Source organism: Ensifer adhaerens (genome assembly GCF_020035535.1).
In the GTDB taxonomy this organism is placed as follows: domain Bacteria; phylum Pseudomonadota; class Alphaproteobacteria; order Rhizobiales; family Rhizobiaceae; genus Ensifer.
The window spans coordinates 83442-97877 of record NZ_CP083351.1 but is presented as its reverse complement, the minus strand read 5'-3'; the positions used below and the strand labels follow the sequence as shown (position 1 = coordinate 97877).

Sequence of the window (14436 nt, the reverse complement as noted above, 5' to 3'; positions counted from 1 at the left end):
ATTCCCCGCCCGCACTTGCAGGCGGAGGTTAAAGCTCTTCGATTGTTGATGTTTCGGGGTGCCCTGCGCAGCAGTTGCGCAGGGCAGGCGCGTTATTGCTTGCCGGTGAAGTCTACGCCCGGCAGCGTTGTCGGAAGTTTCGCGCGATCGACGCCGATCCATTTCTTGTAAAGTGCGTCGAGCGTGCCGTCAGCGGTGTGAGTGGTCACAAAATCGGTGAGGAAGGTGAGCATTTCCTGGTCGCCCTTGCGGACAGCCATGCCCTGAAAGTTATCGGCCACCTTGTACTTGCGTTCGAATTCGCCTTCGTGGCCCGTCTCCTTGATGACGAGACCATAGGTCACGCTGCCAAGGATGGCGTCGACCTGACCGGACAGGAGGGCCTGCACGGTCGTCGCGTCGTCGTCGAAGCGCTTGATCTCGGTCGTCGGCGGTGCTGCCTTGACGAGGATCGGCTCGAACACGCTACCGCGGTTCACACCGATAACGTATTTGCCGAGGTCGTCGTTACCCTTGATCGCCGCATCCTTCTTTGCCCAGACAGTGATATCGTTCGACGAATAGGGGATGACGTACTGGATCACCTTGGCGCGCTCCTCGGTGATCGTCATTGATGGCACGAGGAAGTCGACATTGCCGTTGACCAGCAGCGGAATGCGATTCTGTCCGGTGATGCGCTCGAATTTGACCTCCACGCCAAGTTCCCTGGCGATCAGCTTGGCGATTTCGATGTCGAAGCCCTCGTTCTGGCCATTCTGATCGATGAAACCCCAGGGGAACTGGTCCATCTGAACGCCGATGGTCGCCGTGCCCTTGGCCTTCAGTTCCTCGGGCGTTATGGCCAGCGCCGTCGTCGCGAACAAGGTCGTGGCCAAAAGCGCGGCGGCAAATACGCCGGGAACGTTCGAACGCGAAAGGGGCAATGCTGTCTTGAACATGTGGTCACCTCTGGTTGGTTTTTGTCATGCGTTCTTGTTTTATCGAGCGGCATTGAGCCGCCGTTCGATCCATGCGCTGCTGTAGGTCAGCGGGAGACATATGAAGAAGTAGATGAGGGCGACGGCGCCATAGACCTGCAACGGCTGAAAGGTGATATTCGCCATCAACTGGCCGGAACGTGTGAGCTCCGTCAGTCCGAGCAGAGCAGCAAGCGCCGTACCCTTGATGAGATTCACGAGGAAGCTGATTGTCGCAGGCAGGCCGATGCGGAACGCCTGCGGCAGGACGACGTCCACCATCCGGTGCACATAGCCGATTCCGAGAGCGCGGGCGGCCTCACTCTGGCCATCGGGAACCGCCTGGATGCTGCCACGCCAGATCTCACCGAGGAACGCGCTGGTATGCAGTGAAAGCCCGATCGTCAGCGCCGCCCAGACATCGACCTTAAGACCCAGAAGGGGCAGGCCGAAATAGACGAAAAACAACTGCACCAGCAGCGGCGTGCCCTGGAAGATCTGGATGTAGGTCGCCATCAGGATACGCAGCGGCCTCCACTTGCTCGTGCGCCCGAGCGCTACGGCCAGCCCGAGTGCGCCGCCGAAAGTGAAGGCGAGAACCGTCAGAACCACCGTCCAGCGCGCGCCCTCGAGCAGAAAAAGGAACTCTCCCCAGCCAAATTGACGGATCATCGCAAGGCCCTCACTTCGTCGGATAGGAGAAATAGACCCTGCCGATCACACCAAGCGCGGCAGAGAAGAACTGGGACAGCACGAGATAGATGACGCCAAGCGTGAGATAGATCTCGAAGCTGCGGAAGGTCTGGGAATCCAGGGTCTGGGCGAAGTAGGTCAATTCCTCCGCCGAGACAGAAGACACCAGGCTGGAGTTCAACATCATCAGGATGAACTGGCTGCAGAGCGCCGGGTAGACCGCCCGGATCGCCGGACGAAACACAACGAAGCGGTAGATGTCTGCCGTGTGAAGGCCGAGCGCCCTGCCCGCCTCGATCTGCCCGGGACGGATCGACTGTACTCCGCCGCGCACGATCTCCGCGGCATAGGCTGCGCAATTGAGCGTCATGGCGAGGATCGCCGCTTGTTCCCCACTCAGCCGAATACCGATGGCCGGCATGCCGAAGAAGACGAAGAAGACCTGCACGAGGATCGGCGTGTTGCGGATCAGCTCGATGTAACCGATCGCCAGCGCCCGAAGAGCGTTGCTTTTGCTCATGCGCATCAGCATGAACACGATGCCGAGGCTCAGGCCGAAGACCATGGAGAGCGATGACATTCTCAGCGTGCCGACCACGCCCTCCAAAAGCATGGGCCATGCGGCAAAAACCGGAGCGAAATCGAATGAGTAGTTCATCGGTCGCCCTCAGTGGTTGAGGATCTGGCTGAGGAACGCTTTGGTGCGTTCGTGGCCCGGATTGTTGAAGAAGACGTCCGGCTTGGCGCTCTCGATGATCTCGCCGCGATCCATGAAGATGACACGGTGCGCGACGGCGCGCGCGAACCCCATTTCATGCGTCACGCAGATCATCGTGATCCCGTCGTCGGCAAGTGAGATCATCGTGTCCAGCACTTCTTTGACCATTTCTGGATCGAGCGCCGATGTCGGTTCGTCGAACAGCATGATCTTCGGATCCATGCAAAGCGCGCGGGCGATCGCCACGCGCTGCTGCTGGCCGCCGGAAAGCTGAGCGGGGTATTTCTGCGCCTGCTCGGCAATGTGCACGCGCTCCAGATGCCGCATGGCTTTCGCCTTGGCATCCGCCGCCGACGCCTTTCGGACACGGCGCTGGGCAAGCATGCAGTTTTCCAGAACGGTCATATGGGGGAAGAGGTTGAACTGCTGGAAAACCATGCCGACATCGCGGCGAATGTGGTCGGCGTTCGCGCCCTTCTGGTTGAGCGCAGTGCCATTGACGACGATCCTGCCCTGCTGGACTTCCTCAAGGTGATTGATGCAGCGAATGAGCGTGGACTTCCCGGACCCGGACGGGCCGCAGAGGACGATATGCTCGCCCCGCGCAACGTTGAGTTCGATGCCCTTAAGTACCTGCAGCGCCCCGTACCATTTGTTGACACCCGTCATCTCGATGGCTCTTTCGTTGCTTGCATTCTCGCCCATGGCCAATTCCCTTTCCTGTAACCTTCAGGATTTCGCTGCGACTTCAAACACGGCATCCACTTCGACGGACGATCCGCGTGGAAGCGATCCGGCCCCCAGTGCCGTGCGCACATGACGCCCCTTTTCGCCCAGAATTTCGACGAGAAGATCCGACGCGCCATCGACGATCGCGGGGTGACCTTTGAAATCCGCCGGTGCGTTGACGAAGCCACGGACCTGAACGCAGGCCACTACCCGGTCGAGATCCCCGTCGAGCGCGTCGTTGACACGGGCAAGAATGTTCAAGGCGCAAAGCCGAGCCGCCTTATAGCCCTCCTCAAGGGAGATATCCTGCCCAACGACCCCGACAAAATGCTCCACGCCGTCGATCCGAGGGATCTGCCCGGAAACAAAGAGGAGGCTCCCGACAAACCGATATGGAATGTAGTTGCCCGAGGGCGAAGCAATCGAAGGCAACACGATGCCGAGCTCGGAGAGGCGTGCGGAGACGTCACCCATAGCGGTTTTCCACCTGATTTTGTGTGTGCGCCGGCTGGCGCAGTTTCTGTTCCCGGAGCTATTCGCCACGTTCGCCTGGGGATCGTGCCGTTGGCTCGCTTTTTCTAACCAATAGATTATTGAAATAGTATCTCATGTCAATAAGAAAGTGTGAGGTACTATCTCTTCGTTTCGCAAAGCGCATCAGAGCGTTTTATGATGCCATTTCAATAAATTAATTGAGACGAAAATCTCTGCGTGGCCTACAGAAACTGCCAGAGCCTTAAAAAAAGTTCGATCGTTAGCAAGGAAAGACTCGAAAACCGGACACGATCTCCAAGACGCAGCGGAGAGTGCGCACACTAAAAAAGCGAAAATTCACTCTTGAGATAGCATCACCGTGCGATGTCATGCTACCTTGTCAAAAGCACAACAAATCCCTATCAGTTGACGTACGCCGCTCACGCGCGCGAACCGAGAAAACGGATGGCATCTTGAGCACTTTGGCAAGCCGGACGATACAGGCCCTCAAGGCCCACATTGTCGACAATCAACTGGAGAAGGGGCACAAACTTGGATCGCTGAACGAGCTGGCGCAGCAGTTTGGCGTCAGCCGCACGGTAATCAGGGAGGCCGTCTCCGCGTTACGATCGGAGGGAGTTGTTGAGGCACGTCACGGCGTCGGCGTGTTCGTTCACGACAAACCGAAGCCGGAAGACCCGTACAGCTACGATCCGGAGCTCGTTCTGGCGCCCTTGCAGCGTCTGAAGACCTCATTCATGGACCTCCTTGAACTTCGGATGGCTTTCGAGGTGCACGCCGCCGGACTCGCAGCGGCTCGGCGTTCATGGGCGCAGGAATCGAACATCTGGGACGCTGCACGCCAGTTCGAAGCCTCGCTCGACGACGAGGCCGCCCTCGACCACCTGGATTTCGTCTTCCATCGATCGATCGCGGAAGCGACGAATAACGGCGCCTTCATAGAGTTCTTCAGCTTGATGAGCCTCCAGATCCTGCCGCAGCCGGCTTTCTCGAAACAGTTGAACCCGGCGCTCATCACACCCGATTATGTACAGAATACTGTACGGGAGCACAGGGCGATCTGCGAAGCGATCAGCACCGGCAATTCCGACCAGGCCCGCGAAGCGATGCGGGCGCATCTGAACCGCAGCCACTTACGCTACAGGGGATTCTCCAATGGCGGCGCTTCGCCCTTGAGCAATGTCGCGCGAGATGAATAGAACGCGATCGCTTGAAAAGTGGCGCCCCGCGATGTGCCTTTCAGACGATACATTATTCGCTTAAGTTATTGATTTTATTAGATATTATTACCAGTGCTTCGGGATTCAACGATGATTTTCACTGCCACCGTCCCAAGCCAATGTTGACTCCGCCGCGCCCAAAGGAGCTGTGATGGAGATCAGGACACTCGCAAATCCAGATTGTAAGTCCGCCGATGGACAAGTACGAGCCGCCGTAGCAGGCCCTAAGCCGGAGCTTTTCTACCCCTCCGCCTTCAGTGTGACGCTCCGAGTCCGCTTCCGGGCGTGATCTCATCAGCGAACGCGTGAAATCAGGCCTTGCCGCTCCCAAGGCGCGCGGAAGAAAGCTTCGGACGGCAAACTGGTCGGCGGCCGAAGTAGGACAAGCTCGCACCGAAGGTACTGGCGGTTATCGCGGAGGGCCGAAGCTACCGCTGAATAGCGGCGATCTGGCGATCAGCAAGAATTCCATTGCTGATATTGTCGAACGCGATCGCGCGCGTGGCGAGTGAAGTAATCACGCAGTTTTCTGCCATTCGCGATCAGCTGCTAAGGACTGTAGCGGGTGGACACCAGAGCTAGAAGTCGCTCAGCGGCCTGAAGCGGAAATCAGAAATATTCAGCGCGAGGTCGAATCAAGCTCCCCGCTCCGCAAGGATGGCGAGAAGAGCTCGGCACGAGTACTCTCTCGCATCGCCCCAAGGCTCTATCGCCTCCCAACGATCAGCGTACGGTCTATAGAACCATGCGGTCGAACACGCGATCGCCCAGCCATTTGCGGGTATTGATCATCATGTTGGCGAATTTGCCGGCGGCATAGCGGGTTTTGGGCTTGCTGGCCTTCACGGCCTTGGAAACCACGTCCGCGATGACCTGCGGAGACGAGCCGCCGCCGTCCTTGTAGCTGTCGGCGGTGGCCTTGGCGACGTTCTTCGCCATGGGACCATAGGCGGTATTGCCCGAGAACTTCATTAGGACCTTCGACCACGTTGCCGAATGCGGTCTAGATGATGCCGGGCTCAACGATCACGACGTCGATGCCAAATTGTTGCAGTTCCAGACGAAGGCAGTCCGACAGGTCTTCCAGCGCGTGTTTCGAAGCGTGATACCAGGGCACCCAGCGGGGGTAGATTTTGCCGCCCATCGAGGTGATGTTGATGATCTTGCCAGCGCGCTTCTCACGCATGTATGGCACCAGATCCTGGATCAGCGCGGCGGCGCCGAACAGGTTCACGTCGAACTGATAGCGCGCCTCGCTGAGAGGCACGTCTTCGGCCGACCCATAAAGTCCGAAGCCTGCATTGTTGACCAATGCAGCCAATCCATCGCTGATACTGCAATCCGAGGCCGAGCGGATCAACAGCATCCTGCGCGGCTCCTACGGCTACTACGCCTTCTACGGCACGCTGATGGTCGCGGCTTTCGTCCTGCTCTTCGCTGTCCGCCGCGACTGGTCCATCGGACTTGCCCTGCCGCTGATGGCCTTTGCCGCAATGGCGTTCTGCATGGACATCTTCATCGACAACCGCACCACGGCCTATCAGGAGGCGATTGCGGCGGCTGAGCCTGCTTTACCGGACAGATAATCCAGGAAGCGCCCGTATCCGGATGTATGGTTTGACGACTTTCCACGGATGAGGCCCCGCAATCCCCTGCGTGGCCTCGTGCGTTTGAGTGCATGTGATCCGGTGATGAAGTTCGCATCCACGTCGGAATAGGCTTTCGCAGATCTTCTCGCCGCCCGCCGACAGAAGGAATTTTGTCAGGCCCTTTCTCAGCGTTCTCACAGTTGATGTTGATGCCTTCTTTGGTCATGATATTTGGCAAACTAGCTCTCCTCTCGCCGGCGCAGGCGCCGGTCGGTTCACGATTGATATGGAACTTTAGATACAGGCAGGCCGTTTCATCCCCGAGCAACGGAGGTTTGAAAATGAACGGAATTATCTATCTCGTCGGTTTAATCGTAGTGATTGGTGCAGTGCTGGCGTTCTTCGGTCTCGGGTGAACGATCAGGCCTGAATTGATGGCCCCGATGCCGCCACACCCGAGCGACGTCGCGGGCTTGATATCCTGTTTCCAAACCGGACCGTCGCATATCGCGCAATGAAATCATTGCCCCACGCTACATTCCCAAACCCAGCCCTTTCTTCAAACCCCGCGTGAGTTCGCACTTTCGACTTAGCTCCGCTCGATGCGCCCTATCGACAACTCGGGCGACGTCAGTGATGCGCTCGATCTTCGTCGTGTCAGCCAAGCCAAGCCGCTCCAGCCCTTTCTTGAACGTGCGCGGGTCTGAACTGCCAAAGCGCTGTTCGAGAGTATGTGCAATCTTCTTGGCCTGATCGAGCGCTTGCCGTCCCTCAGGATTACGCGCGAGTTCTTCCACGAACTGCGCCTTCTGAGCTTGGGGCAGTTGATCGAGTTGCTTCAGAATGCTCTCGCTGCGCTCTGTAAGCCCCGGGACTTCGACGACGTCTTTATTTTCGCGCTGCCAGGTCTCAGCATCACGCTCCGCCTTCAAACGCCGCGTCCAGGTCTCGGCCGCTGCTTCAACGAGATTGCCGAGCGCGCGCGCAAACTGACGGGCTGCCTTGCGGTCCTTGTTCTCACCAAGCAGCCCCGCCCTACCCCGCAGCTCGCCGAACTGCTCCGGACGCTCCGCCACAGTTTTTGCAAGAGCCTCTCCGTCGACACCTTTGTCGACGATCGCGACGGCAATCTTGGCAGCGGCGCCCTCCGGATCGGCAAAGACGTTTCGCCCGAGCGATCGCACGGTCTCCATTGCTCGGTCGAAATCTGGTTTGGCTTTTTCGCGGGCTATCTCGTCGACGCTGCGCGCGTAGGACGTGATTGCCGGAACAAGCGGCTGGACCGTTTGACGTTCCACGCCTGAAAGGCCAGAGGACGGCGCGGCCACCTCACTCCGGCGCTCTCGCTCGTCGGCCGCCTTCGGCGAACTTGCCGACGAGGTGAGAGCTTGAACCGTGGCAATCTGGATCTCACTGCTGACGCCAAGCCGCTCGGCCAACCCTCGCCGCTCGGCGAAGGCGCCGGTGTAGTCGAGCGTCGTTTCCTTCGCGCCTGAGCGTCCCATGCTGAGGCTCAGCGTCTTCATGTCTTTGAGCTCGTCGGCTCCAGCGTAGAGCCGAACCTCATCGCGATGGCGGGTCATTGCGACGTAGGTCAGATGACGATCCATGGTCCTCGACGCCATGACAAAGGCCCGATCGACCGTCGATCCCTGAGACTTGTGGATCGTCGTGGCGTAGCCGTGGTCAAAGCTTTTGTAACTGTTGACCGGTATGGAGATCGCACGGGCGCTGTTGCTCCCGCGGGTTCCGCCGTCGAGACGTAAATGTAGTGCGTCCGGCTCGACGGCGATCACGGTCCCGAGCATGCCGTTCTTCACACCGAGATCGCGGTTGTTTTCGAGAAGTACGATGCGATCGCCGCGCGCGAACGACCGCTCACCGTCATTCGTCCGATAGGCGACTTCCCGTCCAAGCAGATCATGCTCTTTGCCGCCCTTCGCCAACGATCCACGCTCCTGCAGCCCGGCACGAATATCGGCATTGATCGCTCTGACGTCGATCCGGCGATGCGCGAGTGCAATACGTGATCCGGAGGGCCTGGCTTCGCCGTCCGCCAGGTAGTCGCGCACCAGTGCCGCTCTCGCCTCACCCCGATCTTCCAGAAGCTGGACAGCGCCGCGCTCGGCATAAAGCGACAGCCCCTGGCCCGTGCGATGAGTGGCAAAGGCGACCGACGCATCGCGTTGCCACACTTCCTTTTGCCTGCGGATTTCCGAGAGCTCGACCGCACCGACCTCTTCGACGATCGCCCGGAATGGCGAGCCGGCGCCGATCGCCTGCAGCTGTTCATGATCCCCGACAAGAACCAGCTTGGCGCCGGAGACCTCCGCTTGGGCGACGAAGCGTGCAAGCTGACGACTTCCGATCATGCCGGCTTCATCAATGACAAGCACGTCGTTGTTCGAAAGCTGTCCCTTTCCGTTCTGCCAGCCGTATTCCCACGATGCGAGCGTGCGCGCCGCAATGCCGGAAGACTCCTCCAGGCCCTCGGCCGCTTTGCCGGCAAGAGCGGCGCCATGCACGCGATAGCCTTGGGCCGCCCAGGCCTCGCGCGCGGCAGCCAACATCGTCGACTTGCCTGCTCCGGCAAAGCCGACCACCGCGGCTATCTGCTCAGAGCCTGTGATGTGAAGAACGGCCAGACGCTGCTCGTCGCTCAGGCCCACATGGCCCATCGTCCCGGTACGATCCGACGCCCGCCCCTCCCCCGGCAGCGCAGACGTGTTCGAACTGGACGCGGCGGCTCTCGCCCGAATGGCATCGTTCTGAACACTCAGCGCCCGCTCGACATGGCGGCGATGGACCGGGTGTCTCGTCAACTGGCTCATGCGCTCCGCGCCCGCGGCCATCGTGTGCTCGATCTCTACCATCTCGCGCGTCGAATAACGGGCAAGCTCTGTCTCGGTTTCGGGCTTCAGTTCCACCAGCGCCGATGACGCCATGACCGAAGCAAACGCATTGCGGAACCCTTGCGGGTCGTCGATGTAGCGGTGCAGCGCCCGCGCGACGTCATGACGATCAAACACGCTCTTTTCACCGGTGATGATCGCGAGCACCTGCTCCGGTTGTCGGCGGATCAATTCGGCATTTGAGCGCGCCGCCTTCTGGTCGATCCGCTCGCGCGACACATCCAGGCCGCGCCGATCCATCTGCGAGGCGTGCACACCCATGTGCTCGGTCGGCTCGATCTCAAGACCACGCTCCAGATGCGAGCGGTGATCGACCCGAATGTCCAGACCGAGCCGCGCCAGATGGCGATTGGTCTGGTGCTCCCACAGTTCTCTGATCTCGCGCAGCTGCATGTGCGAGGTTGGCTGATCATGGTTCAACAGCCATTTGTTCTCGCGCTCGATCAGCGTCTTTTCACCGAGGCCCCTTTCCGTCACCACCCGCGTCGTCATCACCACATGCGCGTGGAAATTCCGGACGTCGCTTTCGCCCTGTGGCTGGTGGATTGAGAAGTCGGCAGCCGCGCCATAGCGGTTGGCAAGGTCACGCGCAAAGTCGCGCGTCAGGGCCAGCCGATCGCGCGCACTCATCTCATGCGGCAGCGCCACTTCGAACTCACGGGCGACACGTGCATCCTTGCGGTTCTCGGCTTTCTCAACCGCGTTCCAGAGCGTCGAACGATCGAGCGCCCAGGCGCCATTGACGTCATCCGGAAGCACAATTTCGGAATGCTCGACGCCCCGCTTGTTCGTGAAGTCATGCACGATGCCGTCGCGCTCGTTCAGCATCTTTGTCGCCGTGCGATATGCGATGGCGGCAACCGCGCTACGGCCGCCGCTTCGAGCTATCGGTTTCATGCTGCAATGGTAGATGGCCAAACGACACTCTCCAAAGACGCACAACCATACCAAGCACTGAGTTGCGCAGCAACTCGTAAGTGCGCCCTTTAGTACTTCGTTCGCTTCGCTTCCTCCGTCCGGGATCATGCAGGATGGACCGTCCCCATACCAATTTGGGGTTGTGCATTCCGCAATGTCGAGTAGCTTCTGAGGCACAACGGGCAATGGCAGAAACTCTGGGGCATCACAAGCATTAGGAGAATCGCATGGCACGCAAGTCGATCTCACAGCGCCTCGCCGAATTGGAAGAGCGCAAAAAGACGCTCAAGGCTCGGCTCGGAAAACAGGAGCGCGCCCAGGATACCCGGCGCAAGATCCTGCTCGGCGCCCTGGTGCTGCACCGGCTGGAACAATCCAACGATCCTGAGTTTACCCGGCGACTGAGAGACTGGCTGCAAAAAGAATTGCCCGGCTTTCTCGTGCGCGACGGCGACCAGGAACTCTTTGTCGATCTGCTCAACCCGAAACCTACGGGCGCAGGCCAGACCACGGGAGGATCTTCGGAATGAATGAAGCGACACTCGCCTGGGCTGCATTCAAAAACATGATGCGCGAGGCGGGGCGTGATCCGCTCTGGGCGTTCATCGCTCTCCTCTCCGCGCCCTTTCGAATCTGGAAACCGCTGCTCGGTATTCTCTTCTTCCTCATCGCGGCGTTGTTCGTCGTTGGTTTCGGGGGCCGCTTCCTGCTTGCACAAATGGGAAGCTTCGGCCCTGGTTCTATTGCCTTCATAGCGCTCGACCTCGTGACGCTGCTGTTGCTTGGCACGCTGCTCTTTCGCTTTGTCACGCGTCCTCTCATCCTGCGCTTTGGCAACACCGCTGACGACACGCACGGCTCGGCGCGCTTTGCCACCGACGAGGAAGTCGCTCCGCTTTCCGGATCCCATTCCGGCCTTCTGATCGGACGCAACGGCAAGACCGGAAAGCTCATGCGCTACGACGGTTCGGCCAATCTCCTGACCATGGCGCCGACAAGGACCGGGAAAGGTGTGGGCACCATCATTCCGAACTTGCTCACGGTCGATCGTTCAGTGGTCTGCATCGATCCCAAAGGCGAGAATGCCAGGATCGCCAGCCGCGCTCGCCAGCTTTTCGGCCCGGTTCATATCCTTGATCCCTTCGGCGTGACGGCCCTGTCTCCGGCGGCCTTTAATCCGCTCGATACGTTCGATCCCGATGGCATCGATGTGGCCGAAGACGCAAGCACACTCGCCGATGCTCTTGTGGTTGATGAACCCGGGGCTTCAGGCGAGGCCCACTGGAACGAGGAAGCCAAAGCCCTCATTACCGGGTTGATCCTGAAGATCGTTGCGTCAGAATCTCCAGGGCGCCGTCACCTCGGCACGCTGCGTGAATATCTCACTTTAGCGCCTGACCGGTTCGCAGCGCTGATGAAGCGCATGCAAGGCGGACGGACTGATTGCCCGGGCAGCAAATCGCCACCTCGGAAAGTCTGATCGCGAAGCAACGGGGGTCCTCTCAGCCGCGCAACGCCACACGCATTTCCTCGACAGTCCCCGCATGACGACAGTGCTCAGCCGCTCGGACTTTGGCTTCGCCGATCTGAAACGCCGCAACGTGACGGTGTTTCTCGTCCTGCCGCCGGACCGTCTCTCGACCTATTCGCGCTGGCTGCGACTGCTCGTGACGCAGAGCCTGCTTGAGATGGCTCGCGATCCGGCAAAGTCGCAAGCGCCGGTGCTCTATCTCCTTGATGAGTTCGCCTCGCTTGGACACCTGGCTGCCGTCGAACGGGCGATGGGCCTCATGGCCGGCTACGGCGTTCAGCTCTGGCCGATCCTCCAAGACGTGCATCAGCTCAGAGCCACGTATGGACAACGGGCCGGAACCTTCCTTTCAAATGCCGGCGTGTTGCAAGTCTTTGGCGTCAATGACCATGACAGCGCGCGCCTCGTCTCCGATCTGCTTGGACAGGAAACGGTCGTGTTTCAGACCATGGCCCGCGCACTCGATTCCGAAAAGTCGGGTATCTCCTTGAGCCAGCAACACACCGGCCGGCCGCTCCTCACTCCGGACGAAATCCGAAACCTGCCCGGCCAAGCTCAGCTTTTGTTCCTGGCAGGTCAGAGGCCGATCATCGCTCGCAAACTCGCTTACTATGCTGATCCAGAATTCAAGGGAGCATTCGATGCAGTTTGAAATTGCGCTTTTGACGATCGTCAACAGGCAGATTATGGCGAATCCCCTGGGAAGATGAAACGGCAGCAGCCCGCCTCAAACAGATCGCCATCATAAATGTGATCGTGATCGGGGACTGCACGCAACCGGCTCGCCGATGACGCTGGCACAACTCGTCGACGTGACAGGTCCCGCCAGAAACGTCGCTGCCCAAACCGATGACCCACTCGTCGCGCGCGGCATCCTCATCGAGGAGATGGGCAAGAACTCCATGGGGCGCGGCATGGCGCGGCAGTTCCAGATCGCGCCTGCGGTGCTCGAAGCTGTCGCACCTTTGATGGGCGAGCCGATTGGCCGATCGAAGACGAAAGCCGAGACTTGATGACGGGCAAACTTGCGCGCGAGCGCAGTGCTAGGTCGCGTCCGCTGCCCGTGCGAGTTCCCTTAGCCGCTCCTGGCAAACCGTCTCAACAAGCCGAAGAAGATGCTCCGTCCGCTCGAGCAGCCAGCCGAGCCCCTCATCGGTAATCTCGAAGTGCTTGGAGTAGCGTGCCTTCACATAGGCTTCGTTGAGAATGCTGTACCAGGCGGTAAAACGATGCTGGTCCCTTGGCCAGGCTTCGACCAGCCGCTGGTCGCGATCCTCAGCCAGGCCGCGGAGAAATTTGAGGTTGTGCGACGGCGGACTATAGTTCGTCAGGACGAGCAGCAGTCCTGAATAGGCTTGCTCTATTGACTGATGCAACAAAAAGGCTGCTTCCTTGAGTCTCCCCCGGCTGGCAAAAATCTCGGCTCCATCAGCAAACGTTTTGGCCTGGGGAAGGCGATCATCGAAGTATTCTTTGGCAAAGCGAAAAGCATCCGGTGGTGTCCGTGGGCGCGGCTCCGCCAATGGTCGGTCGTCGAGTTCATAGAGCACGATCCCTTCGCGCAGAATATCGACGAAGAAATACTGTCCGTCCGCAAGGAAGTTGTTCACCTCCCGGGCGCCGTGGACGATCAGCCCCACCGGCGTCGACACTCCTTTGTCCCACATCAACCGGTCGGTGGCCTTGTCCCAGTATTCGGGTTCTGCGAGCTTCTTCGAATTGACGGTGACGAGGATGTCGTAATCGGAGCGATAACCCTTCATCGTATGCGGTTCGTCAACAAAGGTGCCGCGGGCGTAGGAACCGAACAGGATGATCTTCAAGATCCGCCCGCGCTTCTTGAAGTCGGCCGAGCCACCCTCGAGCGCATCGGCAAACTCCTCGTGGATGATCTCCACGACGCGGGCAAGCTCGCGCTGCTTCTTCTCGGGAAGATGTTCCAAGCTCGTTTTCATATGCAACGGATAGGATAAAGACGACCCCTCGTCTACTACTGGAATTATCAGGCAGGTGCGCCTCGCCTTGGCGCAGGTGGCCGTGGCTTGCCGTACCCCACGTTCCGTGGACATACGCTGTAGATGCTTTGGAACTCAACATGATCTCGTTGGTTCGCGCTGTCGAATGACGTATTCTTAAACCGACATCCTGGATCGACGGGGCTGCGATGGGTCAGAAAGCGGACGCGACGAAATCTCCCCGAACGTGCTCTGCGCCGGTTCTGGCGCGCGAACGAGAGGTCGCGAAAACCGTGGCGATCAATGCTCTCCTCACCCGGCCAATCGCGATCCTTCCGGCGAAACTTGGGGACCCGGTCAGACCCTTTGCGCTCGGGCTCTGGAATGACGTCCGTCCCCTGCTGAAACCGGACGTCAGCGTGTCGGCTCTTCGCAAGGCGATGGCAACCTATGTGCACTCACGGAGCTACCAGATCGCGGTGGCACGCGCCGGGTCCATCCGCCATGACATCAATGGCGAGCCGGTCGAACCTGTCTCGGAGGCCGACCGGCTGGATGCGCTCAAGAAGTATGAAGGCTTCCAGGCGCGCGAAGGGTCCAGCAAGCCAAAGTCGAGATCTCCCGTTCAACCGACGAAGACAGAGGCAATCCGGATCTCCCTTCTGAGGAGGAAGGAAAACCCGCGCTAGCCGAAGCCACGTCACCTTACCTCGCAGCTTC

Annotated in this window: 12 protein-coding genes and 3 pseudogenes; 7 read left to right on the top strand and 8 right to left on the bottom strand. The window is 59.5% G+C overall.

Features of this window, described 5'->3' with window-relative positions:
- Positions 1-92 precede the first annotated feature (92 nt).
- Genes LAC81_RS35055 through LAC81_RS35035 form a run of 5 tightly spaced genes read right to left on the bottom strand, consistent with a single transcriptional unit; the run spans position 93 to position 3570 of the window.
- Positions 93-938 carry a transporter substrate-binding domain-containing protein gene (locus LAC81_RS35055; RefSeq protein ID WP_223730815.1) on the bottom strand — a complete coding sequence of 282 codons (846 nt, stop codon included), beginning with the start codon at positions 936-938 and terminating at the stop codon, positions 93-95.
- Positions 939-977: 39 nt separating this feature from the next.
- Positions 978-1628 carry an amino acid ABC transporter permease gene (locus tag LAC81_RS35050; protein WP_223730814.1) on the bottom strand — a complete coding sequence of 217 codons (651 nt, stop codon included), beginning with the start codon at positions 1626-1628 and terminating at the stop codon, positions 978-980.
- 10 nt (positions 1629-1638) lie between these two features.
- On the bottom strand, positions 1639-2307 hold the full coding sequence (locus LAC81_RS35045; RefSeq protein ID WP_223730813.1) for an amino acid ABC transporter permease: 669 nt from the start codon (positions 2305-2307) through the stop codon (positions 1639-1641).
- 9 nt (positions 2308-2316) lie between these two features.
- The gene (locus LAC81_RS35040; protein WP_223730812.1) at positions 2317-3072 is read right to left on the bottom strand and encodes an amino acid ABC transporter ATP-binding protein; all 756 of its coding nucleotides are present in this window, start codon (positions 3070-3072) and stop codon (positions 2317-2319) included.
- Positions 3073-3096: 24 nt separating this feature from the next.
- On the bottom strand, positions 3097-3570 hold the full coding sequence (locus LAC81_RS35035; protein WP_223730811.1) for a RidA family protein: 474 nt from the start codon (positions 3568-3570) through the stop codon (positions 3097-3099).
- A gap of 473 nt (positions 3571-4043) precedes the next feature.
- On the opposite strand from LAC81_RS35035, the gene LAC81_RS35030 reads away from it, so the two are divergent.
- Both LAC81_RS35030 and LAC81_RS35025 read left to right on the top strand, forming a co-directional pair.
- Complete coding sequence (locus LAC81_RS35030) at positions 4044-4790, top strand: FadR/GntR family transcriptional regulator (protein WP_328717966.1); 747 nt, start codon at positions 4044-4046, stop codon at positions 4788-4790.
- A 305-nt stretch (positions 4791-5095) separates the two neighbouring features.
- Positions 5096-5323 (top strand): annotated as a pseudogene (locus LAC81_RS35025) (DNA resolvase); the annotation flags it as partial.
- Positions 5324-5546: 223 nt separating this feature from the next.
- On the opposite strand, the pseudogene LAC81_RS38640 reads toward LAC81_RS35025, so the two are convergent.
- Positions 5547-6135: pseudogene (locus tag LAC81_RS38640) on the bottom strand (SDR family NAD(P)-dependent oxidoreductase); the annotation flags it as partial.
- On the opposite strand from LAC81_RS38640, the gene LAC81_RS35015 reads away from it, so the two are divergent.
- Positions 6113-6397 carry a hypothetical protein gene (locus tag LAC81_RS35015; protein WP_223731085.1) on the top strand — a complete coding sequence of 95 codons (285 nt, stop codon included), beginning with the start codon at positions 6113-6115 and terminating at the stop codon, positions 6395-6397. The pseudogene LAC81_RS38640 and the gene LAC81_RS35015 sit on opposite strands and share 23 nt — an antisense overlap.
- A gap of 536 nt (positions 6398-6933) precedes the next feature.
- Here LAC81_RS35015 and traA read toward each other — a convergent pair.
- The gene (gene traA, locus LAC81_RS35010; protein ID WP_223730809.1) at positions 6934-10230 is read right to left on the bottom strand and encodes a Ti-type conjugative transfer relaxase TraA; all 3297 of its coding nucleotides are present in this window, start codon (positions 10228-10230) and stop codon (positions 6934-6936) included.
- A gap of 227 nt (positions 10231-10457) precedes the next feature.
- On the opposite strand from traA, the gene LAC81_RS35005 reads away from it, so the two are divergent.
- From LAC81_RS35005 to LAC81_RS34995, 3 genes and pseudogenes are all read left to right on the top strand, one after another.
- Entirely contained in the window at positions 10458-10760 is a 303-nt protein-coding gene (locus tag LAC81_RS35005; protein WP_223730808.1) for a mobilization protein, read from the top strand.
- A pseudogene (locus LAC81_RS35000) lies at positions 10757-12413 on the top strand (type IV secretory system conjugative DNA transfer family protein). The gene LAC81_RS35005 and the pseudogene LAC81_RS35000 overlap by 4 nt, the downstream one beginning before the upstream one ends.
- A gap of 136 nt (positions 12414-12549) precedes the next feature.
- On the top strand, positions 12550-12774 hold the full coding sequence (locus tag LAC81_RS34995) for a hypothetical protein (RefSeq protein ID WP_223730807.1): 225 nt from the start codon (positions 12550-12552) through the stop codon (positions 12772-12774).
- A gap of 30 nt (positions 12775-12804) precedes the next feature.
- Here LAC81_RS34995 and LAC81_RS34990 read toward each other — a convergent pair whose 3' ends face one another.
- On the bottom strand, positions 12805-13716 hold the full coding sequence (locus tag LAC81_RS34990) for a nucleotidyltransferase and HEPN domain-containing protein (protein ID WP_223730806.1): 912 nt from the start codon (positions 13714-13716) through the stop codon (positions 12805-12807).
- A gap of 209 nt (positions 13717-13925) precedes the next feature.
- On the opposite strand from LAC81_RS34990, the gene LAC81_RS34985 reads away from it, so the two are divergent.
- Positions 13926-14405 (top strand): ProQ/FINO family protein, encoded by a 480-nt coding sequence (locus LAC81_RS34985; protein WP_223730805.1) that lies wholly within the window; start codon positions 13926-13928, stop codon positions 14403-14405.
- Positions 14406-14436 lie beyond the last annotated feature (31 nt).